General features: G+C 67.5%; 25 protein-coding genes and 1 pseudogene. 9 read left to right on the top strand and 17 right to left on the bottom strand.

The window, feature by feature from the left end; all coding sequences use genetic code 11:
* The first annotated feature begins 2 nt into the window (after window positions 1-2).
* Both C1A30_RS15725 and C1A30_RS15720 read left to right on the top strand, forming a co-directional pair.
* Complete coding sequence (locus tag C1A30_RS15725; RefSeq protein ID WP_101949160.1) at window positions 3-1,370, top strand: MFS transporter; 1,368 nt, start codon at window positions 3-5, stop codon at window positions 1,368-1,370.
* Window positions 1,363-2,133, top strand: a complete 771-nt coding sequence (locus C1A30_RS15720; RefSeq protein ID WP_101949159.1) for a helix-turn-helix transcriptional regulator — start codon at window positions 1,363-1,365, stop codon at window positions 2,131-2,133. The genes C1A30_RS15725 and C1A30_RS15720 overlap by 8 nt, the downstream gene beginning before the upstream one ends.
* A gap of 66 nt (window positions 2,134-2,199) precedes the next feature.
* Here the strand turns inward: C1A30_RS15720 and C1A30_RS15715 are convergent, their stop codons facing one another.
* Window positions 2,200-2,937, bottom strand: coding sequence for an acyltransferase (locus C1A30_RS15715; protein ID WP_101949158.1), 738 nt, complete (start codon window positions 2,935-2,937; stop codon window positions 2,200-2,202).
* 80 nt (window positions 2,938-3,017) lie between these two features.
* On the opposite strand from C1A30_RS15715, the gene C1A30_RS15710 reads away from it, so the two are divergent.
* The gene (locus C1A30_RS15710) at window positions 3,018-4,304 is read left to right on the top strand and encodes a PQQ-binding-like beta-propeller repeat protein (RefSeq protein WP_101949157.1); all 1,287 of its coding nucleotides are present in this window, start codon (window positions 3,018-3,020) and stop codon (window positions 4,302-4,304) included.
* On the opposite strand, the gene C1A30_RS15705 is transcribed toward C1A30_RS15710, so the two are convergent.
* From C1A30_RS15705 to C1A30_RS15655, 11 genes are all read right to left on the bottom strand, one after another.
* The gene (locus C1A30_RS15705; RefSeq protein ID WP_101949156.1) at window positions 4,301-4,993 is read right to left on the bottom strand and encodes an esterase; all 693 of its coding nucleotides are present in this window, start codon (window positions 4,991-4,993) and stop codon (window positions 4,301-4,303) included. The two genes, C1A30_RS15710 and C1A30_RS15705, sit on opposite strands and share 4 nt — an antisense overlap.
* A 67-nt stretch (window positions 4,994-5,060) precedes the next feature.
* Window positions 5,061-6,281 (bottom strand): class I SAM-dependent methyltransferase, encoded by a 1,221-nt coding sequence (locus C1A30_RS15700; RefSeq protein WP_160112755.1) that lies wholly within the window; start codon window positions 6,279-6,281, stop codon window positions 5,061-5,063.
* On the bottom strand, window positions 6,215-7,183 hold the full coding sequence (locus C1A30_RS15695; RefSeq protein WP_101949155.1) for a class I SAM-dependent methyltransferase: 969 nt from the start codon (window positions 7,181-7,183) through the stop codon (window positions 6,215-6,217). The genes C1A30_RS15700 and C1A30_RS15695 overlap by 67 nt, the downstream gene beginning before the upstream one ends.
* Before the next feature lie 11 nt (window positions 7,184-7,194).
* Window positions 7,195-7,842 carry an enoyl-CoA hydratase gene (locus C1A30_RS15690; RefSeq protein WP_101949154.1) on the bottom strand — a complete coding sequence of 216 codons (648 nt, stop codon included), beginning with the start codon at window positions 7,840-7,842 and terminating at the stop codon, window positions 7,195-7,197.
* Window positions 7,842-8,666: an NUDIX hydrolase gene (locus C1A30_RS15685; RefSeq protein ID WP_101949153.1), complete on the bottom strand. Its 825-nt coding sequence runs from the start codon at window positions 8,664-8,666 to the stop codon at window positions 7,842-7,844. The genes C1A30_RS15690 and C1A30_RS15685 overlap by 1 nt, the downstream gene beginning before the upstream one ends.
* Window positions 8,663-9,502: an ABC transporter ATP-binding protein gene (locus C1A30_RS15680; RefSeq protein ID WP_369974129.1), complete on the bottom strand. Its 840-nt coding sequence runs from the start codon at window positions 9,500-9,502 to the stop codon at window positions 8,663-8,665. Before C1A30_RS15680 ends, C1A30_RS15685 begins: the two co-directional genes overlap by 4 nt.
* Before the next feature lie 32 nt (window positions 9,503-9,534).
* Window positions 9,535-10,176, bottom strand: coding sequence for a nucleoside/nucleotide kinase family protein (locus tag C1A30_RS15675; protein ID WP_101950232.1), 642 nt, complete (start codon window positions 10,174-10,176; stop codon window positions 9,535-9,537).
* 14 nt (window positions 10,177-10,190) lie between these two features.
* Complete coding sequence (locus C1A30_RS15670) at window positions 10,191-11,066, bottom strand: sugar phosphate isomerase/epimerase (RefSeq protein ID WP_101949151.1); 876 nt, start codon at window positions 11,064-11,066, stop codon at window positions 10,191-10,193.
* The gene (locus C1A30_RS15665) at window positions 11,063-11,848 is read right to left on the bottom strand and encodes an ATP-binding cassette domain-containing protein (RefSeq protein ID WP_101949150.1); all 786 of its coding nucleotides are present in this window, start codon (window positions 11,846-11,848) and stop codon (window positions 11,063-11,065) included. Before C1A30_RS15665 ends, C1A30_RS15670 begins: the two co-directional genes overlap by 4 nt.
* Window positions 11,845-12,828: an ABC transporter permease gene (locus tag C1A30_RS15660; protein ID WP_200828275.1), complete on the bottom strand. Its 984-nt coding sequence runs from the start codon at window positions 12,826-12,828 to the stop codon at window positions 11,845-11,847. The genes C1A30_RS15665 and C1A30_RS15660 overlap by 4 nt, the downstream gene beginning before the upstream one ends.
* A complete protein-coding gene (locus C1A30_RS15655; RefSeq protein ID WP_101949149.1) occupies window positions 12,825-13,826 on the bottom strand; it encodes a substrate-binding domain-containing protein in 1,002 nt (333 codons plus the stop codon). Before C1A30_RS15655 ends, C1A30_RS15660 begins: the two co-directional genes overlap by 4 nt.
* A gap of 120 nt (window positions 13,827-13,946) precedes the next feature.
* Here C1A30_RS15655 and C1A30_RS15650 point away from each other — a divergent pair, with 120 nt between their 5' ends.
* Complete coding sequence (locus tag C1A30_RS15650) at window positions 13,947-15,131, top strand: ROK family transcriptional regulator (RefSeq protein WP_160112754.1); 1,185 nt, start codon at window positions 13,947-13,949, stop codon at window positions 15,129-15,131.
* A 66-nt stretch (window positions 15,132-15,197) separates the two neighbouring features.
* Here the strand turns inward: C1A30_RS15650 and C1A30_RS15645 are convergent.
* A pseudogene (locus tag C1A30_RS15645) lies at window positions 15,198-15,821 on the bottom strand (YitT family protein); the annotation flags it as partial.
* Window positions 15,814-15,966, bottom strand: a complete 153-nt coding sequence (locus C1A30_RS35795; protein WP_200828274.1) for a hypothetical protein — start codon at window positions 15,964-15,966, stop codon at window positions 15,814-15,816. The pseudogene C1A30_RS15645 and the gene C1A30_RS35795, both read right to left, overlap by 8 nt.
* 63 nt (window positions 15,967-16,029) lie before the next feature.
* On the opposite strand from C1A30_RS35795, the gene C1A30_RS15640 reads away from it, so the two are divergent.
* Window positions 16,030-17,475, top strand: a complete 1,446-nt coding sequence (locus tag C1A30_RS15640; RefSeq protein WP_101949147.1) for a PLP-dependent aminotransferase family protein — start codon at window positions 16,030-16,032, stop codon at window positions 17,473-17,475.
* Here C1A30_RS15640 and C1A30_RS15635 read toward each other — a convergent pair.
* The 3 genes from C1A30_RS15635 to ctaD form a co-directional block, all read right to left on the bottom strand.
* Window positions 17,472-18,401: a histone deacetylase family protein gene (locus C1A30_RS15635; protein ID WP_101949146.1), complete on the bottom strand. Its 930-nt coding sequence runs from the start codon at window positions 18,399-18,401 to the stop codon at window positions 17,472-17,474. The two genes, C1A30_RS15640 and C1A30_RS15635, sit on opposite strands and share 4 nt — an antisense overlap.
* A gap of 66 nt (window positions 18,402-18,467) precedes the next feature.
* Window positions 18,468-19,676, bottom strand: a complete 1,209-nt coding sequence (gene serB / locus C1A30_RS15630; protein ID WP_101949145.1) for a phosphoserine phosphatase SerB — start codon at window positions 19,674-19,676, stop codon at window positions 18,468-18,470.
* A gap of 140 nt (window positions 19,677-19,816) precedes the next feature.
* On the bottom strand, window positions 19,817-21,562 hold the full coding sequence (gene ctaD / locus C1A30_RS15620; RefSeq protein WP_101950230.1) for a cytochrome c oxidase subunit I: 1,746 nt from the start codon (window positions 21,560-21,562) through the stop codon (window positions 19,817-19,819).
* A gap of 168 nt (window positions 21,563-21,730) precedes the next feature.
* On the opposite strand from ctaD, the gene C1A30_RS15615 reads away from it, so the two are divergent.
* From C1A30_RS15615 to C1A30_RS15600, 4 genes are all read left to right on the top strand, one after another.
* Entirely contained in the window at window positions 21,731-22,834 is a 1,104-nt protein-coding gene (locus C1A30_RS15615; RefSeq protein WP_200828273.1) for an iron-siderophore ABC transporter substrate-binding protein, read from the top strand.
* Window positions 22,835-22,844: 10 nt separating this feature from the next.
* Window positions 22,845-23,120 carry a YciI family protein gene (locus C1A30_RS15610; protein ID WP_101949143.1) on the top strand — a complete coding sequence of 92 codons (276 nt, stop codon included), beginning with the start codon at window positions 22,845-22,847 and terminating at the stop codon, window positions 23,118-23,120.
* 140 nt (window positions 23,121-23,260) lie between these two features.
* Window positions 23,261-24,307 carry an NAD(P)-dependent alcohol dehydrogenase gene (locus C1A30_RS15605; protein ID WP_101949142.1) on the top strand — a complete coding sequence of 349 codons (1,047 nt, stop codon included), beginning with the start codon at window positions 23,261-23,263 and terminating at the stop codon, window positions 24,305-24,307.
* Window positions 24,308-24,490: 183 nt separating this feature from the next.
* Window positions 24,491-26,080 carry an APC family permease gene (locus C1A30_RS15600; protein WP_101949141.1) on the top strand — a complete coding sequence of 530 codons (1,590 nt, stop codon included), beginning with the start codon at window positions 24,491-24,493 and terminating at the stop codon, window positions 26,078-26,080.
* The last annotated feature ends 4 nt before the right edge of the window (window positions 26,081-26,084 follow it).

The following is a 26,084-nucleotide window of genomic DNA, read 5'->3' as shown; positions in this document are numbered from 1 at the left end:
ATATGCACCCGACAAGGTTCAACCTCGACAGCGCGTTGACCCTGATCGCCGCCTACCTCGGACTTTTCGTCGGCCTGATCGACGCCAACGCGGTCAACCTCGCCCTGCCCGCCATCCGCGACGATCTCGGCGGCGGCATCACCGGCGCGCAGTGGACCGTCGACGCCTACAACGTCACCTTCGCTGCGGTCCTGTTGACCGCCGGATCGCTTGGTGACAAGTTCGGCCGACGCACGCTGCTGCGGATCGGACTGGCGACGTTCGTCGCCGCGTCGCTGATGTGCGCGCTCGCACCGTCTCTGCCGCTGCTGTTGGCGGCCCGCGCCGTCCAGGGCGTCGGCGCGGCGGTGATGCTGCCGCAGGGCCTGGCCATCGCCGCCGCCGCGTTCCCCGACCCCGTCGAACGCGCACGCGCGACCGCGGCGTGGGCGATGGCGGCCGCGTTGAGCAGCGCGGTCGGGCCGGTCCTCGGCGGCGTGCTGACCGACAGCCTCGGTTGGCGCTACATCTTCTGGCTGAACGCGCCCGTCGGCGTCGTCGCATTGCTGATGACGTACCGCCACCTACCCGAATCACGCGATCCGGACGCGGCGCGATTCGACGTCCCCGGTCAGACGCTGGCGATGCTCGGCCTCGGCGTGCTGACCATCGTGCTGGTCGAAGGCCGGACGATGACGCCCGGGTGGACCGTCGCACTGGCTGTCGTCGCCGCCGCAGGCATCGCCGCGTTCATCGCGAGCCAACGAAGGGTGGTCCATCCGATGCTGCCGCTGGACCTGTTCCGCAGCAGCGGCCTCGTCGCCGCGCTGATCGCCACGTTCACGATGACCTTCGGCATCTACGGCCTGCTGTTGGTCAACAGCTTTGCGTTCCAACAACAACGGGGCGCCAGCGCGTTGGCGACCGCGTTGTGGTTCGTGCCGCTTCCGGTCACCTACCTGGTGTTCATCCCTGCCGTGAATGCGTTGGCGCACCGCACCGGGCCGCGCCTGCCGATCGCGGGCGGGCTGGCCTGTATGGCGTCCGGGTTGGCGGTGTACGCAGCGGTGGGACCGCACGCCGACGTGTGGCTGATCGAACTGTCCTTCGTGCTGGCCGGCGCGGGCCTGGCACTGACCACCGGCCCGGCAGTCGGGCTGGCAATGGCGGCGGTGCCGCTGCAGCGGGCCGGGCTGGCCTCCGGCGTGGTGAACCTCGCGCGTCTGGTGGGTATCACTGTCGGTGTCGCGGTGTTGGGTAGCGCCATGGCCGCCTTAGGCGCACAGGCAGCCGTCGCGATCGGCGGCGTGGTGCAGTTGATCGGCGCCGCGGTGGCGCTGCGCTGGGCGCGGGCCGAAACACCGAAACGGAAGGAGCTCAGCCATGCGTGAGGCCGCCGAACTTCCGGCCACCGGCGACGCCGACATCGCCGCCGTGGCCTCGCTGCTGGCCGACCCGGCCCGGTGCAAGGTGCTGCTCGCCCTCGACGACGGCCGGGCGCTGCCTGCGAGCGTGCTCGCCGACGAGGCCGGCATCAGCAGGCCGACGGCCAGCAGCCATCTCCACAAGCTGACCGCCGCAGGCCTGCTGACCGTCGAGACGCACGGCAGGCACCGCTACTACCGGCTCTGTGGTCCCGACGTCGGCGCGCTGCTCGAGCACCTGGCACGGCTGGCGCCGTCGCGGCCGGTCCGCTCGCTGCGTGACGGCACCCGAGCAGCCCGCCTGCGCGCGGCCCGCACCTGCTACGACCACGTCGCGGGTCGCCTCGGCGTCGCGGTGATGGGCAGCCTGCTGGATCGCGGGGCGCTGGTCGGCGGCGACGGGCGGTATGACCCGGACCGTGACGGCCACGACGCGCTGAGCAAGCCGGGCCGCGACCTGACGTATGAGCTGACTGATCCCGGTCGACAGTTCCTCACCGGCATCGGCGTCGAAATGCCAACGGGGAAGCGGCCTCTCGTGCGCTACTGCGTCGACTGGACCGAACAGCGCCATCACCTGTCCGGCGGCCTCGGCCGCGCGATGTTCGACCGGTTCCTCGATGCGGGCTGGGTCAAGCGGGTCCCGCGCGGACGCGCCCTGACGGTCACCGACGACGGCCGCACCACGCTGGCCGACTGGTTCGGCATCGACTGGGCGGACGTCGTTTGAATCTGCGCTCAGGGCGCATACGACTCGAACATTGCCGGCCTAGGTGCAGAGTGAACGCGGCCGACGCTAGCGGGAGGCCTTCTTGCGTTCGATGTCGGCCAGCGCGGCGGCCAACTCGGCGCGCTCGGCAGCCGACGTCTCCCACGACAGCTTGCGGTTCTTGACCACCTTCGCGGGGGCGCCCACGGCGATCGAGAAGTCCGGGATGTCGCCCTTGACCACCGCGTGCGAACCGAGCACGCAGCCGCGGCCGATCGTGGTGTTGCGCAGGATGGTGACCTTGGTGGCGATCCACGTGTCCGGCCCGATGCGCACGGGACCCTTGACGATGCCCTGGTCCTTGATCGGCACGTTGATGTCGTCCATCTTGTGGTCGAAGTCGCAGACGTAGACCCAGTCGGCCATCAGCACCGAATCACCCAGTTCGATGTCGAGGTAGGTGTTGATGACGTTGTCGCGGCCGAGCACCACCTTGTCGCCGAATCGCAGCGAGCCCTCGTGGCAGCGGATCGTGTTCTTGTCGCCGATGTGCACCCACCGGCCGATCTCCATCGTCGACAATTCGGGCGTCGCCTGGATCTCCACGCCCTTGCCGAGGAAGACCATGCCCCTGGTGATGATGTGCGGGTTGGCCAGCTTGAACTTCAGCAGCCGCCAGTAGCGCACCAGATACCACGGTGTGTACGCCTTGTTGGCGATCACCCATTTCAGCGAAGCGATGGTCAGGAACTTGGCCTGACGTGGGTCACGCAACCGGGACCCGCGCCAGCGCTTGTGCAGCGGCGCGCCCCACATCGTCGTCATGGCCGGAAAGCCTACGCGAGCACTCTCGGGTCGAGCGGTTACCCTCACGTGGACCCAACGATAGGAACGGGAAGGATCGAGTGTTCCGGCGATTGATCGTGCTGGCGTCAACGGCGCTGATCACGGGCGTACTGGCCGGTTGCGGGACCACCGATTCCTGGGTCGAGGCGCATGCCGCCGACGGCTGGCCCGCCCAGTTCGGTAACGCCGCCAACAGCAGCTACACGCCGGTCGCCGGCGCCGAGCGACTGCGCCTGGAATGGCGCCGCTCGGTCAAGGGCACCCTGGGCGCGCAAGCGGCGCTCGGCTCGGGCAGCTACCTGGCCGTCAACGCGCAATCGCCCGCCGGGTGTTCGTTGATGGTGTGGGAAACCGACAACAAGGGCAGGCAACGCTGGTGCACCCGGCTGTGGCAGGGCGGCGGAATGTCCAGTCCCCTGTTCGACGGGTTCGACAACGTCTACGTCGGCCAGCCAGGCGCCATGCTGTCCTTCCCGCCGACGCAGTGGATCCGGTGGCGGCGGCCGGTCATCGGAATGCCCACCACCCCAAGGATTCTCGCGCCAGGCCAACTGCTGGTGGTGACGCATCTGGGCCAGGTGCTGGTGTTCGACGCGCACAAGGGGGAGGTCGTCGGCACGCTGGACCTGCTGACCGGTCTGGATCCGACCGATTCCGCACGCGGGCTGGCCGATTGCCAACCGGCGCGACGCGGCTGCCCGGTCGCCGCGGCGCCCGCTTTCTCGCTGGACACCGGCATCATCGTCGTCAACCTGTGGGAACCGAACGCCGCTGCTCCGGTGCTGGTCGGCCTTCGCTACCGATCCGGTGATCCGGCGTCGCTGAGCCGCGAATGGTCCAGCGACGCGGTGGGAGAGGGCCCGATCGCGAGTCCGGTGCTGTCCGCCGACGGCAAGACCGTGTACGTCAACGGCCGCGACCAACACCTGTGGGCGCTCAACGCCGCCGACGGCAAGGCGAAATGGTCTGTCCCGCTTGGCTATCTGGCGCAGACGCCACCGTCGGTGTCACCCGACGGGCTGATCGTCGCGGGCGGCGGGCCCGGCGCCAAGCTGATCGCGGTCCGCGACGGCGGCGACAAGGCCGAGGTGGTGTGGACACGCGACGACGTCGCACCGCTGACCACGTCGAGTCGGGCAGGCGGCGCGGTCGCCTACACCGTGGCCAAGGAGGGCGACACCGGCCAGGCGCTCGTGGTCTTCGACCCCGCCGACGGCCACACCGTGAACTCCTATCCCCTGCCCCAGGCGACGGGTTGGCCGGTCGGCGTCTCCGTCAACCACGACGGCCGTGTCGTCACCGCCACCAGCGACGGCCAGGTGTACGGCTTCGTGCCGGAGCGTTAGGCCAACAGCGACGCGACCGTCGCGCGCGGCACCGACGCCTCGACGGGACCCGCCGACTCCGCGAACAATTCGCCCTGGCCGAAGAAGAACAGCAGCGCATCGTCGGTCAGCGCGAAGTTCTGATACTTCGCGGGATCGAGTCCGACGCTGGCGGGGATGCCGTCGATCAGGCCCTGCTGCTTCTGCAGATACTGCTCGACGGCCGGATAGATCACGTTCAGCGGCTTGGCGTCCGGCTTGAACAGGGTGTCGAAGGTGATCGGCGCGTTCTTGCCGAGGTCCCAGTTGAAGGACTTGTACCAGGTCTGCGGATGCACACCGCCGACGTTCTGCCACATGGTGAACACCACGCTCTGCGTTCCGGCCGTCGGGGAACCCGAGCGGTATCCGGTTCCCTTGGCGTCGAGTTCGTAGGGCAGGTTGTAGGACCCCGGCATCTCCGAGACGTTGACGAAGCCGTCGCGCGCCTGGGTGAGATATGCCGTCAGCGCTTGCTGATCGGGATAGTCGTTGGGGAACGTCATGTCCAGCGTGTAGGTGGCGTTCGAGGCGTGCACCGTGCAGACACCGTCCGGTCCGACCGTGCCGTTCAGGTCGGCGCAGGCGGTCTGCGCCGCGACCGGCGAGGCGCAGAGCACGGCAGGCAGGACAGCGGCCGCGAGAATCGCGGCCACCCTGAGAATGCGCATCGTCGACGTCCTCGCGAGCCGGCACCGGCTTCGGCACCGGCGCATTGCTACCAGGGTACGTGGCCGCCTACCGGGACGCGCGACAAATGAATGCCGTTGCCCGGCTTGCGGCCCCGGACCCGAGCCGGGCGATGACGACCGACACGGAGTTGCTGCCGCGCAACCGCAGACGCGTCCGCAGCGTGTCAGGGTCGACGTCGACGCCACGCACCAGGATCTCGACGGCGCCGACGTCGCGCGCCGAAAGCGCCTGGCGCAGTCGCCGTTCGCTGTAGGTCAGTTCCGCGAGCACCTCGAACCCTCGCACGTTGTCGGGCAGTCGATCACCGGACAGGTAGGCGATGTCCGGGTCGAGCTGCCACAGCCCGTGCCGGGCGGCGTAGTGGCGCACCAGACCTGCGCGCACCACCGCGCCGTCGGGGTCGACGATCCACCGGCCCGCCGCCGCCACCTCGCAGTCGTCGGGGTCGGCGTCGGTGATGGTTTCGCTGGTGTCGAGCATCGTCGCGCGGCGGGTCGCTTCGGCCAGGCCTGCCGACCACAGGCACGCCTCTCGCACACTGCCCGTCAGCGAGGTCACCTCGACCTCGCCGCGGAATCCCAGTCCAGCCAGCGCGTCGAAATCGATTCCGGGCGCGCACTTTACGACCAGTTCACGATTTCGGTAGACGTCGAGCAGCGCATCGAGGGGCGGCGTGTAGTCGGCCGGATTGAAGCGGCGCCGTCCGCCGCTGCGCCTGGCCGGGTCGACGATCACGACGGCGTCGCGGGTGACGGGTCGCAGCGCATCGGCGCGACACAGGTCGACGCCGGGGACATTGTGCGCGGCCATTGCCAGCCGGACAGCATCGATGTCGCTGCCGACGACGTATGCCGCCGAATCACGCAGTGCGGCAAGCTCGGTGCCGATCGAGCACGTCGCGTCGTGGACGGTCAACCCGACCAGCCGTTGCGCCCGGTGCACCGCCACCTTTTCCGCGGTGGCCTGCTGCAGCGCCTCGTCGGTGAACAGCCAGCGCGACGGGTCGTCGAACTTGGCGGCCGCCCTGCGCCGCAACAGCGTGGTCTCCACCAGCACCGCGGCGCGGTCGCCGAAACGCTTTCGCGCCGAGGCGATATCGGCAACCAACGACGCGTCGGTCAACGGCAGCGAACTGACCGCCGCCAAGTCCCGCGCACCGGCGTCGGAACTCAGGTAGCCGACATCGGCGAGACGAAACGCTACGACGGCTTGACCCCGGTCACCATCACGTTGTAGTACCAGCTCTTCGGCACCACCCGACGCCACAGATTGTGGTCGATCCAGCTCAGCGTGATCCAGCTGTGGAACGCGAATTTCGCGTAGCCCCAACCCAATCGGCCGGGCGGCACCGCGGCCTCGAAGGTGCGCAGCGGCCAGCCCAGCATCGCGGCGGTGAACTCGGTCGTCGCGGTTGACACGTCGACGGCACCTGCGTTGCGGGCCATGCGTTCCAGATCGTCCGGCGAGAACGTATGCAGGTCGACGATCGCCTCCAGCGCGGCCGCGCGTGAGGACTCGTCGAGTTCGGCCTGCGGCCTACGCCAACCACCGAGTCCCGGCAGCCGCGTCACATTGGTCACCGCCCGCCACGTCAGTGTCGAGAGCGGACGCGCGTAGTTCTCCCCCGCGTTCGTCGGCTCACCGGCGAACACGAAGCGGCCGCCCGGCTTCAGCACCCGAACCACCTCACGCAGCGACAGTTCCACGTCAGGGATGTGGTGTAGCACCGCGTGGCCGACAACCAGATCGAAGGTGTTGTCGTCGTACGGGATGCCCTCGGCGTCGGCGACGCGGCCGTCGATCTCCAGGCCGAGGTTCTCCCCGTTGCGGGTGGCCACCTTCACCATGCCCGGCGACAGGTCGGTCACCGAACCACGCCGCGCCACACCGGCCTGGATCAGGTTGAGCAGAAAGAACCCGCTGCCGCAGCCCAACTCCAGCGCCCGGTCATACGGCAGCTTGCGCAGTTCCTCTTCGGGCACGGTCGCGTCGAACAGATCGCGGGCGTAGTCCACGCAGCGCTTGTCGTAGCTGATCGACCACTTCTCGTCGTAGCTCTCGGCCTCCCAGTCGTGATACAGCACCTGGGCCAGCTTGGAGTCGTGTCGGGCGGCCTCGACCTGCTCCGCGGTGGCGTGCGGGTTGGGGACCGGGTCGATAGTCGTCATAACAGGGCAGCCTAAACGTCGAACGTTGCCTTGGCGGCGGCCAGTACCTGCGGCGGATGGTCCAGGAACCGCTTCGCCCAGGCCAGCGCGGCGTCGAAGACGCCGTCGGGGGCCACCATCTCGTCGATGAGACCCATCGCCAGGGCCTCCTTGGCGTCGACGAACCGGCCGGTGAACACCAGGTCCTTGGCCTTGCTGTCGCCGGCGGTGCGCGCCAGGCGGGCGGTGCCGCCCTGCGGTACCCGGCCGGTGAGGATCTCCGTCGCGCCGAACTTCGCGTTGTCCCCCGCCACCCGCCAGTCCGCGGCCAGCGCGAGGTTAAGGCCACCGCCGAGCGCGTAGCCGGTGATCGCCGCGACCGTCGGCTTCGGCACGGCGGCCAGCGCATCGACCGCCTCCCGGCACACCGTTGCGGCGACCTCGGCTTCGTCGGCGCTCAGCGTGCTCAACTCGGGCAGATCGTCACCGGACGAGAAGATTTCGTGGCCGCCGAACACGATGACCGCGTTGATGTCCTCGCGCTGCCCGAGATCGGCTGCCGCGGAAACGATCTCGCGATACAGTTGGCGGGTCAGCGCGTTGCCGGGCGGTCGGGACAGCAACAGTGTCGCGATGCCGGGTTGCGTATCGCTGGTGTGGATGGAGACGAACTCGTTCATCAGGCGTATCCGTCGGGTGCCCGACGGTTGCGGGCGGCGTTGTAGCGGTCGCTGTTGAAGAACTCGATCTCCCAGTTGCCGGTGTCCTTGTCGGCGGCCAGATGCGGTTCTACCGCGACGATCTGACGTTCGACGGCAAGCACCTCGGCGACTGTCCGGCCGTTGAGCGAATCCAGTTGCGTCCAGGTCGGCGGCAGCAGAAACGTCTTACCGTCGGCGAATTCGTCGAGCGCGGCCTGCGGCGTGGTCCAGAACGCACGGTCGGTTTCGGTGTTGTCGCCGTCTGCCCGCTGTCCCTCCGGCAGCGCGCCGACGAAGAAGTACGTGTCGTAGCGGCGGGTGCGCTCCTCTTTCGGCGTCACCCAATTCGCCCATGGCCGTAGCAGATCCGCGCGCAGCACCAGGTTCTCCTTGCGCAGGAACTCGCCGAACGACAGCGACCTGTCCTCAAGCGCGGCCCGCTCAGCGCGGTACACGGACGCATCGCTGACAATCCCGTCCGGATCGTCGGCGGGCCCGGCGAACAGCACACCCGACTCTTCGAACGTCTCGCGGGCGGCGGCGCACACCAGCGCCTCGGCCAGATCCGGTTCGACGCCGAACCGCTCTGCCCACCAACCGGGTTCCGGCCCGAACCAGGCGATGTCGGCGTTGCGGTCGCGGTCGTCGACGCCGCCGCCGGGGAAAACCATTACGCCCGCCACGAAATCCATCGCGGAGGGGCGCCTCATCAAAAAGACTTCAATTCCCCGGGCGAGGCCCGGGCCCCGGTCGCGCACCAGCATCACGGTCGCCGCGGGCCGCGGCACCAACGGATCTGTCATTCTCTTCTCCTGTGCGCCGCCCTGCTGCGGGTGCGACGCGCGAAGTAGCGGCCGTCGACGATGTCGAGGGCGATCGACTGCCCGAACGCCTTTGACAGGTTCTCCGACGTCAACGTGTCCGGCAGCAGACCGGAATCGACGATCTTGCCCTCCGACAAGATCAGGCAGTGTGAGAACCCGCGTGGGATCTCCTCGACGTGGTGGGTGACGAGCACCAGCGCAGGCGAGTCGGGATCCTCGGCGAGGTCTTCGAGTCGGGCGAGCAGTTCCTCGCGCCCGCCGAGGTCGAGGCCCGCCGCGGGCTCGTCGAGCAGCAGCAGTTCGGGATCGGTCATCATCGACCGGGCGATCAGCACCCGCTTGCGCTCCCCCTCGGACAGGGTGCCGTAGGTGCGCTCGGCGAGGTGCTCAGCCCCGACGCTTTCCAGCATGTCGATGGCCTGGTGATAGTCGACGTCGTCATACTGCTCGCGCCAGCGGCCCAGCACCGCGTAACCGGCGGAGACGACGAGGTCGCGCACCACCTCACCGTCGGGGATGCGCTGCGACAACGCCGAGCTCGACAGCCCGACCCGCGACCGCAACTCGGACATGTCGGTGCGGCCGAGCCGCTCGCCGAGCACGAAGGCGGTGCCCGAGGACGGGTGATCCTGGGCGGCCGCGATGCGCAGCAACGACGTCTTCCCTGCGCCGTTCGGCCCGATGACCACCCAGCGCTCGTCGAGTTCCACCGCCCAGGTGATCGGTCCGACCAGGGTCTGGCCGCCACGACGTAACGAGACTTTGGCGAAGTCGATCAGCAGGTCGGGGTCGGCTGCATCTACTTCGTCGGCCACGTGCACCATCGTGCCGTATTCGACGGGTGTCGCTAGCCGCGGGTCACTCCCGCGATGACGCGGTCCGCCCTGCCCGCGGTGGCCTCGACCAGTTCCGCGTTGCGCTGGTCGGTGCGCGCCACCCAATCACGGGCGGCCTGCGCGCTCTTGCCGAATTCGATGTGCCGGGCGACCAGACGCTCGACCCGGGTGGTCTCCTCGCACGCGACGAACCAGACAGCGTCCATTGCGCGGCGCGCCCGCTGCCAGCGCGGCTCGTCCAGCAGTAGATAGTTGCCCTCGGTGACGACCAGCCGCGCGGTCGGCAGCACGACCAGTGCGGCCGCCAACGGCTGTTCGAGAGTGCGGTCGAAGCCGGGCACGTACACCGGATCGTCGGCCTCGGTCTGCACCCGCTCCAGCGCATGCGCATAGCCGGCCACATCGAAAGTGTCCGGCGCGCCCTTGCGGTCGCGCGCACCGATCCGGTCCAGTTGCGCATCGGCGAGGTGGAAGCCGTCCATCGGCACGTGGGCGACCCAGTCGTCGCCCATCTCGGCGCGGATGCGCACGAGAAGTTCGTCCACCAGTGTCGACTTCCCCGCGCCGGGGCTGCCCGCGATGCCGAGGATCGCACGCGCCGATGCAGACGCCAGCGCGATCGCGTCGCGAGCCAGCAGATCGGCCGTCTCCACTTGCTGAGTCTGCGTCACGAGGCGCGGGGTTGCCGCGCGGTGCGCAGACCGTCGTCGATGAATCGACGGGCGTGGGTCGCGAGGTCTGCACCGTCGTCCCACAGATTGCGCCAGATGGCCAAGTCGTTGGACAGACCCGGCGCCACCACCGCCGACGAGAACGATTCGAACGTCAGCGGGCCTTGGTAGTCGATGTCGACGAGGGCGCCGAAGAAGGCTCCGAAGTCGATGTGCCCGGACCCCAGATACCCGCGATGGTTCTCGCCGATGTGCACGTAGCCGAGGCGCTCGCCGACTTCGTGCACCGGGGCCACGAGATCGTCCTCTTCGATGTTCATGTGGTAGGTGTCCAGATGGATGATCACGTTGTCCGCGCCGATGTCGTCGGCCAACCGCAGGCAGTCGCGTGCGGTGTTGACGACGTTGGTCTCGTAGCGGTTGCAGATCTCCAGTCCGAGCGTCACTCCCAGCGGCGCGGCCTCGGCGGCCAGTTCCCGCAGCACGCCCACCACGTTGTCGCGTCCGGTCGCGGTCAACGGGTAGGGCGCCTTTCCGAACGCGCTGTACAGCGCACCCGTGAGCAAGGTCGCGCCGATGTCATGGGTGACGCGCAGCGACTCGTGCAGCAGCGCCGCGCCGCGCGCGACGACGGCGGGATCCTCGCTGGAGATGTCGGCGTCCCGGGCCAGGCCGCGCGAGCATGCGGCCTGAAGACCGTTGGTGGTCAACAACTCTCGCGCCTTCTCCCGGTTGAGGTTGACTGAATCGTGCAGCGAGAACTCCAACAGGTCGTAACCTGCCGCAACGGTCTGCGAGATCGCGGTGTCGACGCTGGCCGGGTCGGTGTCACCGACCCAGACCAAGGCGTGGATGCCGACGGGATTGGTCATGCGGAGTGCTCCTTCGATGGCTCGGGGTGATCGCCGGGACGGGCACCGGTGATCAGCGCGACGATCTCGTCGCCGTCGGTATCGCTGGTGCGCCTGCCCGCGACGCATCGACCGGCGCGCATCACCCACACCGCGTCGCTGAGTCGTAACACCTGCGAGAAGTTGTGACTGATGAGGACGATCGCGTGGCCCTCCCCGCGCAGTCGGGTGATCAGTTCCTCGACGCGGGCCGTCTCCTGCACACCGAGCGCTGCGGTCGGCTCATCCATGATGATCAGCTTGGAGGTGAATCCCGCTGCCCGGCAGATGGATACCGCCTGCCGTTGACCGCCGCTGAGTCGGCGCACGCGGGACCCGACGGCGGGCACGTTGATCGCCAACGTCGAGACCATCTCTTCGGCCTTCGCCCGCATGGCCCTGCGGTTCAACACGGCGACGGGACCCAACTGGTGCACGATCTCGCGGTTCAGGAACAGGTTCTGCCACACGGTGAGGTCCTCGACGAGGGCCAGGTTCTGGTGCACCGTCTCGATGCCGGCGTCGCGCGCATCGTGCGGCGACTTGAATTGCACTGGCGTGCCGTCGAATTCGATCGAACCCGCATCGAGCGTATGTACCCCGCTGATGCTGCGGATCAGTGTCGACTTGCCCGCACCGTTGTCTCCGACGATCGCGGTGACCTCGCCACGGCGTGCATGCATGGACACGTCGCGCAGCGCGCGGACCTGACCGAACGACAGGGTGGCACCGGTGACGCGCAGCAGCGCGTCTGGCTGAGTCATTTCTGATACCTCGTGAGGAAGGCCGCGAGCACGACGACGACCCCGACCGACAGCGGCTGGTAGAACTGCGAAACCCCTAGCAACGTCAAGCCGTTGACAAGAGCGGTCAGCAGCAGCGCGCCGACCACCGGACCCGCGATCGTGGCCCGGCCGCCGAACAGGCTCACCCCGCCGAGCACCACGGCGGCGACAGAGTTGAGCAGAAAGGAGGTATTGGCCGCGGGTTCCGCGGCGCCGACGCGTGCGACGAGCAGAACCGCCGCGATGCCTGCGGTCACGCCCGCGATCGTGTACACCGCCGCCTTCACCCGATCCGTCGAAACCCCGGTCGCCGCAGCGGCTTCCGCATTGCCGCCGGTGGCCAGCACGTAGGTCCCGAACCGGGTGTGGAACAACACGATGTGTGCGACGACGGCGAGCGCAATCGCGATCAGGAACATGTAACCGACGACGCCGACCGTCCCCGTCGACAGTTTCAGCAGCGGTGCGCTGATGATCGTCTTCGGCTTGCCGTCGGCGAAGATCAGCGCGGCCCCGGAGGCGGCCGACAGCATGCCGAGCGTCACGATGAAGTCGGTGATGCGGCCACGCGAGATGATCAGGCCGTTGACCAGTCCGACGACCAGACCCGTGGCTAGCGCCGCGAGAATCGCGGGCCACAACCCGACGTCGAACACCACCCCGAAGACGACGGCGGCCAGCGTCATGGCCGAGGCGATCGACAGGTCGATCCCCGCCGTCGCCACCACGAACGTCTGCCCGATCGTCAGCACGATCAGGATCGCCGCCGACGTCAGCATCGACGCGATGTTGCCGACACTGAGGAATGTCGGATTGAGCACCTGGAACACGATCGCGAGCACGACCAGTGCGATGGGCGCAGCCCAGGTCGCGAGGTTCGCCGGGTCGAGCACGCGCCGCCACGCCGGTTGTCCGGACTCGGAGACGTCCACGTCCGGCATCGACGGGGCGACCGTCACTTCGCCAACTCCACGAACGGATCCTCGTAGGGCGCGGACGGCTTCGGCGCCGAGGACAGCGCACCGTCGACGTTCTCCTTGGTCACCACCTGAACGGGCGCATTCACCTTGGCGGGCAACGACTTACCGTTGATTGCCGCCGTACAGGCCTCCACCCCCATCGCGCCGATGACATACGGGAACTGCGCGACGACAGCGTCGATGCCGCCGGCTTTGACCGCGTCGAACGCATCCTTGTTGCCGTCGACGCTGATGACCTTGATCTGGCCGGTCCTGCCCTTGTTGGCGACGGCTTGCGCGACGCCAAGCCCCATGTCGTCGTTCGCGACGAAGAAGCCGTTGATCGCCGGGTTGGCGGTGATGATGTCGGTCGCCTTGGTGAGCGCCATCTGGCGATCCCAGTCCGCGGCCACGGTGGTGGTGATCTTCACGTTGGCCGGTATGCCCGCCTTGAACCCGTCGAGGCGGGCCGCACTGGTCACGTCGCCCGCCGTGCCGCCGATCATTGCGACGGTGCCGCCCTGCGGTAGCAGTTTGGCCATCTGCTGGGCGGCCTTCGATCCGGCGTCGGAGTTGTCGGTGCCGATGTACGTCGCGATCTTGGCGTTCGCCGCTTGCGCGGCGGCCTCCTCGACCGGGCTGTCGATGTTGACGATCGGGATGTTCTTCGCCGACACCGCGGCGATGCCCTGGATCAGGTTGGTGCCGGTGATCGGGTTGACGATGAAGCACTTGAAGTCCTGGCCTGCCAGTCCGCTGAGCTTGTCGGCCTGACCCGTGGTGTCCGTGATGGAGTTCGCCGCCTGCACAGTCACTTTCGTCTTGTCGGCCGACGCCTGGCTTTCGATGCCGGACTGCATGGACTGAAAGAACGGATTGTCGAGGCCTTTGACGACGGCGGCCACGCTGGCCTCGCCCGACGAGGACGAGCCCGAGCATCCGGCGAGCGCCAGGGCGACTCCACCTACCAGGGCGACGGTGACTTTCGAAAACGTCATGACGGCTCTCCTCATTGAGCAGGTCCAGCGATTTCTGCCTAGTCAAGTCCAGCTATATGCGTAGTGTCAAGCAAAAAGAGGCTCGGTTCTGGTAAAAAGATGGTCCGAAGGGAGTACGGCATGGATGACGAGGGCGGCGGGTCGGTCGGCCACGTGCTCGACGTGATCCGGCGTGCCGGTGGGCTGACCCGTGCGGAGATCATCGAGAAGACCGGACTGTCCCGGTCGACCGTCGCCACCCGACTGGACACGCTGATCACCGCCGGGCTGATCTCCAGCGGCCAGACGACGTCGGCGCGTGGTCGGCCGCCCAGCCATTTCCACTTCCGCAACGACCAGGGCGTGCTGTTGGTGGCCGACGCGGGCGCGACGGGTGTGCGCACCGCGCTGACCGATCTCGGTGGTCGGATCCGCGACGAACGTCGCGCGCCCGTCGACATCACCATCGGACCCGAGAACTGGCTGCGCTCGGTCTCCGACATGCTGGATCAGCTGCTCGAAAAAGCAAGGCTGTCATCGGATTTCGTCCGCGGCATCGGCCTCGCGCTGCCGGGGCCTGTCGATTTCGCAAGCGCGTCCGTGGTGAGCCCGCCGATCATGACCGGATGGGACGCCTTCCCGATCCGATCGTGGTTCGCGTCGCGATTCGACTGCCCGACGCTGGTCGACAACGACGCGAACGCGATGGCGCTCGGCGAGCATCACAGCGAGTTCGCCGACCACGATTCGATGGTGATGGTCAAGATCGCCACCGGCATCGGCGCCGGGATCATCGCGCACGGGTCCATCTACCGAGGTGCCGACGGCGCGGCGGGCGACATCGGCCACATCCAGATCAACCCGGCCGACGATGCGCTGGCCGATGCGGGTCCGCCGGTGTGCCGATGCGGCAACGCGGGCTGCCTCGAGGCGTACGCCGGCGGCTGGGCGTTGCTTCGCGACCTGCGCAGTGCGGGCCGCGAGGTCGCGACGATCTCCGACGTCGTCAAGTTGATCGTGGCGGGCGATCCGCTGGCCGTGAACCTGGTCCGGCGGGCGGGCCGGTTGATCGGCAACACCCTGTCCGACGTGGTCAGCCTATTCAATCCGGCCGTCGTGGTGATCGGCGGCGAACTCGCCGCAGGCAGTGACTACGTGATCGCCGGGATCCGCGAGAGCGTGTATGCCCGGTCGCTCCCGCTGGCAACCCGCAAGCTGCAGATCGTTCCCGCGCGTCTCGGCGACAGGGCGGGCACCGTCGGACTCACCAGCATGCTGACCGACTACATCTTCGACATCCGCAGGGTCGACGCGCAGTTCGCCTGACGCCTCGGCGACGGAGTCTGTCACGCGCCTGCGGCCAGCCTCGGCGACGGAGTCTGTCACGCGCCTGCGGCCAGCCTCGGCGACGGACTCCCATCCGCTCACCGCCAACACCCGCTTCGGCGTGATGCGCAGGAACAGTTGCACCAGCGGGCCGATCCCGATCGCGTACAACACCGTGCCGACGCCGACGGTGCCGCCGAGCAGCCAACCGACCGCCAGCACCGTCGCCTCGATCGACGTGCGGACCAGCCGCACCGAAAGACCAGTGCGCACAACCAAACCCGTCATCAGGCCGTCGCGTGGACCGGGGCCGAGCGCCGCGCCGATGTACAACACCGTGCTGAACGCGTTGAGGACGACCGCGCCCACCATCATCGCGATGCGCACCGGAAGCGACGTCGGCACGGGCAGCAGCCACAGCCCGGCGTCGACGGTCACCGAGATGACGATGACGTTGGCGATAGTGCCGATGCCCGGCCGGGTCCGCAGCGGAATCCATGCCAGCAGCACGACCACTCCGACCACCGCGCATGCCACACCGATGGTCACGCCGGTGTGCCGGGCCAGGCCCTGGTGGAACACGTCCCACGGATCCAGGCCCAGGCCCGACCGGACCATCACCGCCATCGAAAAGCCGTAACCGCACAGCCCGACCAGCAGCGCCGCGCCGCGCAGAGTGGCCTTACGCATGGTGGGGGAAACGAATCCGGATCAGATCCAATTCCTGCCGGACGCGTTCGGCGTCGCGGTCGACGAATTCCGCAGGCAGGGATTCCGCCGGATCAAAAAGGCGGGCCAGTTTCCAGCCCAGTCGAGATATCCAATCAGTCCTCATGACCCGATGATCACGACCAACTGGCTTGCTTTTCAATAGCCAGTTGAGGCAGACTGGTCTGCAATGTCGATAGAAATGCACGCAAGAGCGCTCGATGTGGACCTTTTGGCCCGTGAACTGGGCAACTGGCGCACGTCCAGTCAGAGCGGGCCGGCCTACCAGGGCCTCGCCGACGGCATCCGCATGCTGATCATCGACGGTCGACTTCCGGTCGGAGCGCAACTGCCCAGCGAACGCGCACTCGCGGACTCGCTGCGGGTCTCGCGCACCACCGTCACCGCCGCCTACACACAGTTGCGCGACGACGGCTACCTCAACGCCCGGCGCGGTGCGCGGAGCACCACCGCGCTGCCCGTCTCTGCGGGCACGCCGGTCTCCCGCGTGGCCCTGCCCGCCGCCAGCCTCGCCGAGGCCTGTCTGGCCGCTCCGGCGAGCGCGATGATGGACGCCTTCGCCGACGCCGCCCGCGAGGTGATGCCATATCTGCACGACATCGGCGTCGAACTCACCGGAGTCGCCCCGCTGCGCGAGGCGATCGCCGAAAGATATTGCGCCAGAGGGCTACCCACCGAACCCGACGAGATCATGGTGACCACCGGGGCGCTGCACGCCATCGGGCTTGCCCTGGCGACCTACACCCAACCCGGCGACCGGGTGCTGGTCGAGCAGCCGACCTATCACGGGGCGCTGTCGGCGATCACGACGTCCGGCGCGCGTCCGGTGCCGGTCGCGTTGGGCGACGACGGCTGGGACCTGGACGCGATTCACGCGGCGGTCCGTCAACTCGCGCCCAATCTGGCCTATTTCGTCGTCGACAACCACAATCCGACCGGCATGACGATGTCGGAGATCGACCGTCGGCGCCTGGGCGGCATCATCGCCGAAACCCGTACGCGCACAATCATCGACGAGACCATCGCCGACATGTGGTTGGACCGGCCCGTGCCGCCGCCGGTGGCGGCCTACATGCCTTCGCGACGTGACCTGCTGATCACCGTTGGGTCGGTGTCGAAGTCGTTCTGGGGCGGCTTACGCATCGGCTGGATCCGGGCCGAACGCGCCACGCTCGCGACCATCGCGACCGTCCGACCGTCCGTCGACATGGGCACGCCGATCGTCGAGCAGTTGGCCGCGGCGCGGATGTTCGCCAAGGCAGACGAGTTGCTCTCCGAGCGACGTGAGATCCTGCGCCATCGCCGGGAGTTGTTGAGAAGGCTTCTGCGCCAACATCTTCCGGATTGGACCGCCAGCGAGAGTCACGGCGGCATGTCCTTGTGGGTGCGGCTGCCCGCACCCACCAGCTCGGCATTGTCGGCAGCCGCGTCGCGTCTCGGACTGGTGATACCGCCGGGGCCGCGATTCGGTGTCGACGGCACATTGGAGCGGTTCATCCGGGTGCCCTACACACTGCCGGAGGATCAACTCGCCGAAGCCGTCGAGTTGCTCGCCCGTGCGTGGCACAGCGTGACAGGCACGTCGGCCGCAGGGTCCCGCGCGGTAGTGGTCTAACCCTTCATGAGTTCGCCGACGTGCGCGCTCACCGAATCCGCAAGGCCGACAAGGTCATAACCGCCCTCGAGCACCGCGACGATGCGCCCGTCGCAGTTCTTCTCCGCCGACTCCATGATTGCGCGCGTCACCCAGGCGAAGTCGTCGGCCGTCATCTGCAGTGAGCCGAGCGGGTCGCGTTCGTGGGCGTCAAAGCCCGCGGACACGATGATCAGCTCCGGGTGAAATGCGTCCAGCGCAGGCAGGATTCGGTCTTCGAAGGCCTCGCGCAGCTCGACGCCGCCGTCGCCGGCGGCCAACGGCGAGTTGAAGATGTTGCCCACACCGGTCTCCTGGGTCGCGCCGGTGCCGGGGAACAGCGGCATCTGATGCGTGGAGGCGTACAGGACGGTCGGGTCGTTGTAGATGATCTCCTGGGTGCCGTTGCCGTGGTGAACGTCGAAATCGACGATCGCCACCCGCTGCAGGCCATGCTGTCGCTGCGCGTGCCGCGCGCCGATGCTGATGTTGTTGAACAGGCAAAACCCCATCGCCCGTTCGGTTTCCGCGTGATGGCCCGGCGGCCGACACGCGACGAACGCGTTCTGCGCCTCCCCGCGCAGCACCTTGTCGACCGCTTGCACCGTCGCACCGACGCCGCGCAGCACGACCTCCCACGTCGACGGCTCCATCATGGTGTCGCCGCCGTCGAGGTAGACGTAGCCGGCGTCGGGGCGCGCCGCCTCGAGGCCGTCGACGTACCGGTTGCTGTGCACGTAGCGCGTGGTGTCCAGGTCGGCCAACTCGGCCTCTTCGCGGACCAGCGGATCGAATTCGGGCCTACCGAGCACCGACTCGACCACCCGGTACCGGTCGGGCCGTTCCGGGTGCCCGTGTGCGGTCTGATGATTGGCGAAGCACGAATGGTGCAGAAGCAGCGTGGTCATGGCGCTCAGTTCCTCGTCGAATACTGTATGCAGAGCCTAGCGCACGTCGAGACCGCGCCGGAAGGACTACTCGGGAATCTCGACGCGCCGCACCACACCGTCGCGCGAGTCGGCGGCCTCGATCTCGCCGCGGGTGACGCCGAGGATGAACAACACGGTGTCCAGATACGGGTGGCTCAGCGACGCGTCGGCCACCTCCCGCAACGCGGGTTTGGCGTTGAAAGCCACCCCCAGCCCCGCCGCTGACAACATGTCGATGTCGTTGGCGCCGTCCCCTACCGCGACGGTCTGCTCCATCGGAACCCCGGCTTGAGCGGCAAAGTCCCTCAGCGCCTTCGCTTTTCCGGCACGGTCGATGACCGGGCCGATCACCCGCCCGGTCAGTTTCCCGCCGACGATCTCCAATTCGTTGGCTGCGACGAAATCCATCTTCAGCTCGTGTGCCAGCGGATCGATGACCTGGCGGAACCCGCCGGACACGATGCCGCAGTGGTACCCGAGCCGCCGCAGCGTGCGCAGCGTGGTGCGTGCGCCAGGGGTCAGCTCGATCTGGTCGGCGACGTCGTCGAGCACTTCGGCGGGCAGCCCTTCCAGCGTTGCGACCCTGCGGTGCAACGATTCCGCGAAGTCGAGTTCCCCGCGCATGGCGGCTTCGGTGACCGCGGCGACAGCGGCCTCCGCGCCGGCGCGGGCGGCCAGCATCTCGATGACCTCCCCCTGGATCAGAGTCGAATCGACGTCGAACACGATCAGCCGCTTGGCCCGCCGCGACAGGCTGTAGTCCTCCAGCGCGATGTCGACGCCCTCGTCTACAGCCACCCGCGCCATCGCGGCCTGCAACTGTTCGTACACGCCGTTCGGCGGCACCGACACCCGTAGTTCCAAACCCGTTACGGGATAGTCGGATACACCGCGGATGAAGTCGATGTTGACGCCGAGCGCAGCCAGTTCACGCGCCACAACGCCGAACGACTCGGCGGTGATCGGCCTGCCCAGCACGACGATGGTGTGGGTGGACGGTTCGCGCATCACCGGCATGGAGTCGCTGCGCTCGATCGTGACGTCGAGACCGACACCGTGAATGGCGTCCTCCACCTCGCGGCGAAGGTCCGCTCCCCCGGCCACGTCGGATGCACCCACCACGAGCACGCCCAGCGTCAGCCGGCCGCGGATAACGACCTGTTCGACGTTGAGCAACTCGACCTTGTGGCGCGACAGCACCTCGAACAACGCCGACGTGACACCCGGTTGATCGTGTCCGGTGACGGTGATCAAGAGCGATGAGCGCTCGCGGGAAGAGCCAACGGGCTGCGATGAGCGCTCGCGCGAAGAGCCAACGGGCTGCGATGAGCGCTCGCGCGAAGAGCCGGTCACACCGACACCTTTCGACCTCTACCCCCGACGACCCGAGAGGGTCAGGTGCGGACGTTCTCGTCGTCGAGCCGCGTCACGTCGCCGTCCTCCGGACCGTGCGCACGGCCGACGTGCGCCTCGGCGCGCATCCGGTCCACCATGTGCGGGTAGTGCAGTTCGAATGCCGGACGTTCGGAGCGGATGCGGGGCAGCTCGGTGAAGTTGTGTCGCGGTGGCGGGCAGCTGGTGGCCCATTCCAGCGAGTTGCCGTAACCCCAGGGGTCGTCGACCATGACCGGCTCGCCGTAACGCCAGCTCTTGAACACGTTCCACACGAACGGGATGGTCGAAACGCCGAGGATGAACGCGCCGATCGTCGACACGACGTTGAGCGTGGTGAACCCGTCGGTGGGCAGGTAGTCGGCATACCGGCGCGGCATGCCTTCGTCGCCGAGCCAGTGCTGCACCAAAAACGTGGTGTGAAAGCCGATGAAGGTCAGCCAGAAATGCAGCTTGCCCAGCCGCTCGTCGAGCAGGCGGCCGGTCATCTTCGGGAACCAGAAGTAGATGCCCGCGTAGGTGGCGAACACGATGGTGCCGAACAGCACGTAGTGGAAGTGCGCCACCACGAAGTAGGAGTCGGTGACGTGGAAGTCCAGCGGCGGGCTGGCCAGCAGCACACCGGAAAGACCCCCGAGCAGGAAGGTGATCAGGAAGCCGACCGAGAACAGCATCGGTGTCTCGAACGTCAACTGGCCCTTCCACATCGTGCCGATCCAGTTGAAGAACTTGATACCGGTCGGCACCGCGATCAAAAACGTCATGAAGCTGAAGAACGGCAGCAGCACCGCGCCGGTGGCGAACATGTGGTGGGCCCACACCGCGACCGACAGCGCGGCGATCGACAGCGTCGCGTAGATCAGCGTGGTGTAGCCGAATAGCGGCTTGCGGGAGAACACCGGGAAGATCTCGGTGACGATGCCGAAGAACGGCAACGCGATGATGTACACCTCGGGGTGGCCGAAGAACCAGAACAGGTGCTGCCACAACAGCACACCGCCGTTGGCCGGGTCGTAGATGTGCGCACCGAGGTGGCGGTCGGCGGCCAGGCCGAACAGCGCGGCGGTCAGCAGCGGGAAGGCCAGCAGCACCAGGATCGAGGTCACCAGGATGTTCCAGGTGAAGATCGGCATCCGGAACATGGTCATGCCGGGGGCGCGCATGCAGACCACGGTGGTGATCATGTTGACGCCACCGAGAATGGTGCCAAGACCACCGACGGCCAGACCCATGATCCACAGGTCACCGCCAGCGCCCGGCGAGTGGATCGCGTCGGTCAGCGGCGTGTAGGCGGTCCAGCCGAAGTCCGCGGCGCCGCCGGGGGTGATGAACCCGGCGATCGCGATCATCGCGCCGAACAGGAACAGCCAGAAGCTGAACGCGTTCAGCCGCGGAAACGCCACATCGGGGGCGCCGATCTGCAGCGGCAGCACCAGGTTGGCGAACCCGAACACGATCGGGGTCGCGTAGAACAGCAGCATCACCGTGCCGTGCATGGTGAACAGCTGGTTGAACTGCTCGTTGGACAGGAACTGCAACCCCGGCAGCGCCAGCTCGGTACGCATGAACAGCGCCATCAGCCCGCCGATGAAGAAGAAGATGAAGCAGGCGACGCAGTACATGATGCCGATCATCTTGTGATCGGTCGTCGTGATGAGCTTGTAGACCAGGTTGCCCTTGGGGCCGAGCCGGGCCGGGAACGGACGGCGAGCCTCAAGTTCTCCGATTGGGGGCGCTTCGGCTACCAACAGGTCCTCCAAACATCTGATCGGGACATCCCCGCAGTCTTGACCGAATCCTATCCCCCGACGGGCGTCGTGTCGGCATGGGTCCTACAAACTGTCGTAAATGCACAGCGAGATCCGAGGCTGGCGCGCTGACCAGCCGAGAGCGGCTCAGATGTTACGGTCGGCGGCGTGCTGATCAGCGGGCGGAGCATGGGCCTCGTCGGCGCCGCCACCGCTGCGCTCACCGCCGTGGTGGTGACGCTGGCCAGCGGATGCAGCGCCCCGGCCGGCAACCAGCAGACGACGGCGGCAGAGCAGTCCGTGATCACCAGCACCACCAAGATCGCCAGCGCCGGGGTGCTTGGCAATCAGCGCAGGCCCGACGAGTCCTGCGCGCCCGATCCCGCGCCGCTCGACCCGGGTCCACCGGACCGCGAGGTTCGCCACGCGGCGGGCACCACCACCGTGCGCGCCGATCCGCTACGCATCGTCGTGTTGTCCGGTGATCAGCTGGACGCGCTGTGCGCGCTGGGGCTGCAGTCGCGGATTGTGGCCGCGGCCCTGCCGGACGGCTCCACCAGTCAGCCGTCGTATCTGGGCACCGTCGTGCACAACGTGCCCGCGGCGGGCAGCCGCAGCGAACCGGACATGGAAGCGATCAAAGCGGCGAACCCCGACCTGATCCTGGGGTCGGTGGCGCTGACCCCGGACGCCTATCCGCAGTTGGCCGCGATCGCCCCGACGGTGTTCACCGGGCCGCCCGGCGCCACGTGGGAAGACAACCTGCGCACCGTGGGCGCCGCGACCGGACGGCTGGACGCCGCCAACGGACTGGTCGACGGCTTCGAGAAGGACGCCGACAAGACCGGCGCCGACAACGACGCCACGCATTTCCAGGCGTCGGTCGTCCAGTTCACCGACACCACGATGCGCGTCTACGGTGCCGACAACTTCCCCGGCAGCGTGCTCGCCGCCGTCGGCGTCGATCGCCCTGCGGCACAACGCTTTACGGACAAGCCATATCTGGAGATCGGTATCTCCGACACCGATTTGGAGCATTCGCCCGACTTCTCGGCCGCCGACGGCGACATCGTCTACATCTCGTTCGCATCGGCCTCGGCGAAAGACCGCGCGCCGAAGGTGCTCGACAGCGATGCGTGGAAGAAGCTGTCGGCCAACCGCGACAACCGGGTCTTCGCGGTCAACAACGAGGTGTGGCAGACGGGCGAAGGCATCGTCGCCGCGCGCGGCATCCTGGCCGACCTGAGGTGGGTCAACGCTCCGATCAACTAATGTCGCGCAGGTGTTTCACGTATTGAGGTCGACCTATCTGCAACCGCCCGACGTTGTCGAGCAGACCCGTCCGGCCCATCTGGAATGGCTCAAAGGCGAAGTGGCCGCCGGTCGCATCCTGCTCGCAGGCAGGCTGGACGACGGGTCCGGGGCGGTCCTGATCACCGGCGACATGACCGACGAGGCCGTGCAGGACATCGTCGACCGCGACCCCTACACACCCGCGGGCGCAGCGCGCTATGAACGGACCTCGTTCAACGGGGCGTTCCGCGCGCCGGGACTTTAAGAGCTAACTCACAGCCAAAACCGGGATTACAGTCCCGGAATCGTCCGTTGGTCTCTCTGGGCCGCATTGTTGCGGCACTTCCCACATAGCTTTGCTATCTGCTTAGCGCCGGCTGTGAAGAAACCAGAAGAGGGTTTGTGATGAGCACTGTTTTCGCCTACGCCGCGACGTCAGCCACGGAGCCGCTGACCAAGACCACGATCACGCGCCGGGAGGTAGGCCCGCACGACGTCGCGTTCGACATCCATTTCGCGGGCATCTGTCACTCGGACATCCACACCGTGAAGTCCGAGTGGGGTGAACCGCTGTATCCGGTGGTCCCGGGGCACGAAATCGCCGGTGTGGTCACCGAAGTCGGCGCCGAGGTGACCAAGTACAAGGTCGGCGACCGCGTCGGCGTCGGCTGCTTCGTCGACTCCTGTCGTGAGTGCGACAACTGCAAGGCCGGCCTGGAGCAGTACTGCGCCGAAGGCATGACCGGCACCTACAACGCGGTCGGCAGGGACGGGGAGAAGACCTACGGCGGCTACAGCGGCGCCATCGTCGTCGACGAGAACTACGTGTTGCGCATTCCCGACAGCATCTCGCTCGACGCCGCCGCACCGCTGCTGTGCGCGGGTATCACGCTGTATTCGCCGCTGCGGCACTGGAATGCGGGCCCGGGCAAGCGCGTCGCGGTGATCGGCCTCGGCGGCCTCGGCCACATGGGCGTCAAGCTCGCCCACGCGTTGGGTGCACACGTCACCGTGCTCAGCCAGTCGCTGAAGAAGATGGAGGACGGCCTGCGTCTTGGCGCCGACGAGTACTACGCGACCAGCGACCCCGATACTTTCACCAAGCTGGCGGGCAGGTTCGACGTGATCCTCAACACCGTGTCGGCCAACCTCGACATGGGCGACTACCTCGACCTGCTCGCCACCGACGGCACCCTGGTCGAACTCGGCATCCCCGAGAAGCCCATGCCGGTGCCGGTCTTCCCGCTGGCTCAGGGCCGTCGCAGCCTCTCGGGTTCGATGATCGGCGGCATCGCCGAAACCCAAGAGATGCTTGACTTCTGCGCCGAGCACGATGTGCTGCCCGAGATCGAGGTGATCACACCCGACTACATCAACGAGGCCTACGAGCGGGTGCTCGCCAGCGACGTGCGGTACCGCTTCGTCATCGACACCGCCGCGTTGCGCAGCTAATTGCGATCCTCGCCAAGCCCGGCCAGCGACCACCCCGGTCGCGGCCGGGCTTGGCCGTAGCTGGGAGTTGTGTTACGAGCTTGTGTCCTCCGGTTGTCGGGACGCCGACGGGATGCGAGGCTCTCTGCGGTCTGCAGCGTCGCGGGCCACTCATGCACCTTGATCCGAACCAGGAGGCCCGCGGTGACAACTGAATCCGCAGCCGTCGAAACCACATCTGCGCCCGCCGCAGGGCTCAAGAAGGGCGCCGTCGGCATCGTCGCGGTCATCTTCATGGCCGTCGCCAACGCGGCGCCGATCACCGCGATGACCGGCAACGTGCCGATCGCGGTCGGCTTCGGCAACGGACTGGGCGCCCCCGCCGGCTTCCTGTTCGCCACCATCGTCTTGACGGTGTTCGCGCTCGGATATGTCGCGATGGCCAAGTACATCACCACCACCGGTGCGTTCTACGGCTTCATCTCGCACGGCCTCGGTCAGGTCTGGGGCATGGCCAGCGGCCTGCTCGCGACGTTCGCCTACGTGATCTTCGAGGGCTCGCTGATCGGCGGCTGCGCCTACTTCGCCAACGACGCGGTGAACACCCTTCTGGGAGTGAACATCCCGTGGCTGGTGTTCGCCATCGCCGCGATCCTGATCATCGCGGCACTCTGCCACTTCCACATCACGCTGACCGCGGCGATCCTCGGCGTCACGCTGGTGAGTGAGGTGATCGTGCTGTTCGCGCTGGCGTTCTCGGTGATCTTCAAGGGCGGCGGCCCGGACGGGCTCATGCTCAATCAGACTGTGCTGCTGAACAACGCGTTCGAGAGCCTGCCCGCGGGTGCGTTCGGCACCGCGGCGGCGGCGGGTTCGATGGCGATCGGTTTGTTCTTCGCGTTCTGGTCGTGGGTCGGTTTCGAGACCACGGCCGTCTACGGCGAGGAGTCGCGCAATCCCAAGAAGATCATCCCGCGGGCCACGCTGATCGCCGTGATCGGCCTCGGGCTGTTCTACACGTTCATCTCCGCGATGGTGATCGCGGGCAACGGCGCCAAGACCTCCGTCGACACGTCGATCAGCGCGACGCCGCTCGACCTGTTCTTCGGGCTGGTCAAGGCCAACCTCGGCAGCGTGCTGCTCGACATCTACAAGATCCTGCTCGTCATCGGATCGTTCGCGTGCGCGTTGGCGTTCCACAACGCGGCGTCGCGGTACCACTACGCCCTCGGACGCGAAATCCCGTCCAAGGCAGCGCGTTCCACCATCGGCAGCACCCACCGCAAGCACGGGTCGCCGCACATCGCCTCGGCGGTGCAGGCCGTCATCACGTTGGTGATCGTGCTGCTGTTCGCCGGGTTCACCGCGGTGCAGGTGCCTGACGCCAACGGTGTTCCGGTGGACACGCCGTCGCTGGTGCCCTACACGAACATCTACGGTCTGCTTGCCCTGATCGGCACGGCCGCCATCCTGCTGGTGCAGGCGATCTGCTCCGCGGCGGTGATCTGGTACTTCTGGGTGCGAAAGACGCACTCCGGCAACGTGATCACCACGCTGATCGCTCCGCTGATCGGTGGTGTCGCGATGCTGTACGTGGTGTGGCTGCTGTGGGACAACCGCGCGTTCGCCGCCGGGTATGCGGCCAACTCGCTGGTGTTCAAGTCGGCCCCCTACCTCATCCTGGCGGTGTTCGTTGTCGGCCTGGCATATGCGGTGTGGATGCGGTACGCCAAACCGGAGGCCTACGCGGAGATCGGCCGCACCGTCATCGAAGACGCGCACGAGCGCGCCTAAGCGC

This window comes from Mycobacterium sp. 3519A (genome assembly GCF_900240945.1).
Taxonomy (GTDB): Bacteria; Actinomycetota; Actinomycetes; order Mycobacteriales; family Mycobacteriaceae; genus Mycobacterium.
This window is presented reverse-complemented; position numbering and strand designations above follow the sequence as displayed.

What these genes read in the sequence shown, in the direction of transcription:
- C1A30_RS15725 (WP_101949160.1), top strand. Translation starts at nt 3, where the DNA reads ATGCACCCGACAAGGTTCAACCTCGACAGCGCGTTGACCCTGATCGCC.
- C1A30_RS15720 (WP_101949159.1), top strand. Translation starts at nt 1,363, where the DNA reads ATGCGTGAGGCCGCCGAACTTCCGGCCACCGGCGACGCCGACATCGCC.
- C1A30_RS15715 (WP_101949158.1), bottom strand. Translation starts at nt 2,937, where the DNA reads ATGACGACGATGTGGGGCGCGCCGCTGCACAAGCGCTGGCGCGGGTCC.
- C1A30_RS15705 (WP_101949156.1), bottom strand. Translation starts at nt 4,993, where the DNA reads ATGCGCATTCTCAGGGTGGCCGCGATTCTCGCGGCCGCTGTCCTGCCT.
- C1A30_RS15695 (WP_101949155.1), bottom strand. Translation starts at nt 7,183, where the DNA reads ATGACGACTATCGACCCGGTCCCCAACCCGCACGCCACCGCGGAGCAG.
- C1A30_RS15690 (WP_101949154.1), bottom strand. Translation starts at nt 7,842, where the DNA reads ATGAACGAGTTCGTCTCCATCCACACCAGCGATACGCAACCCGGCATC.
- C1A30_RS15685 (WP_101949153.1), bottom strand. Translation starts at nt 8,666, where the DNA reads ATGACAGATCCGTTGGTGCCGCGGCCCGCGGCGACCGTGATGCTGGTG.
- C1A30_RS15670 (WP_101949151.1), bottom strand. Translation starts at nt 11,066, where the DNA reads ATGACCAATCCCGTCGGCATCCACGCCTTGGTCTGGGTCGGTGACACC.
- C1A30_RS15665 (WP_101949150.1), bottom strand. Translation starts at nt 11,848, where the DNA reads ATGACTCAGCCAGACGCGCTGCTGCGCGTCACCGGTGCCACCCTGTCG.
- C1A30_RS15655 (WP_101949149.1), bottom strand. Translation starts at nt 13,826, where the DNA reads ATGACGTTTTCGAAAGTCACCGTCGCCCTGGTAGGTGGAGTCGCCCTG.
- C1A30_RS15650 (WP_160112754.1), top strand. Translation starts at nt 13,947, where the DNA reads ATGGATGACGAGGGCGGCGGGTCGGTCGGCCACGTGCTCGACGTGATC.
- C1A30_RS35795 (WP_200828274.1), bottom strand. Translation starts at nt 15,966, where the DNA reads ATGAGGACTGATTGGATATCTCGACTGGGCTGGAAACTGGCCCGCCTT.
- C1A30_RS15640 (WP_101949147.1), top strand. Translation starts at nt 16,030, where the DNA reads ATGTCGATAGAAATGCACGCAAGAGCGCTCGATGTGGACCTTTTGGCC.
- C1A30_RS15635 (WP_101949146.1), bottom strand. Translation starts at nt 18,401, where the DNA reads ATGACCACGCTGCTTCTGCACCATTCGTGCTTCGCCAATCATCAGACC.
- C1A30_RS15605 (WP_101949142.1), top strand. Translation starts at nt 23,261, where the DNA reads ATGAGCACTGTTTTCGCCTACGCCGCGACGTCAGCCACGGAGCCGCTG.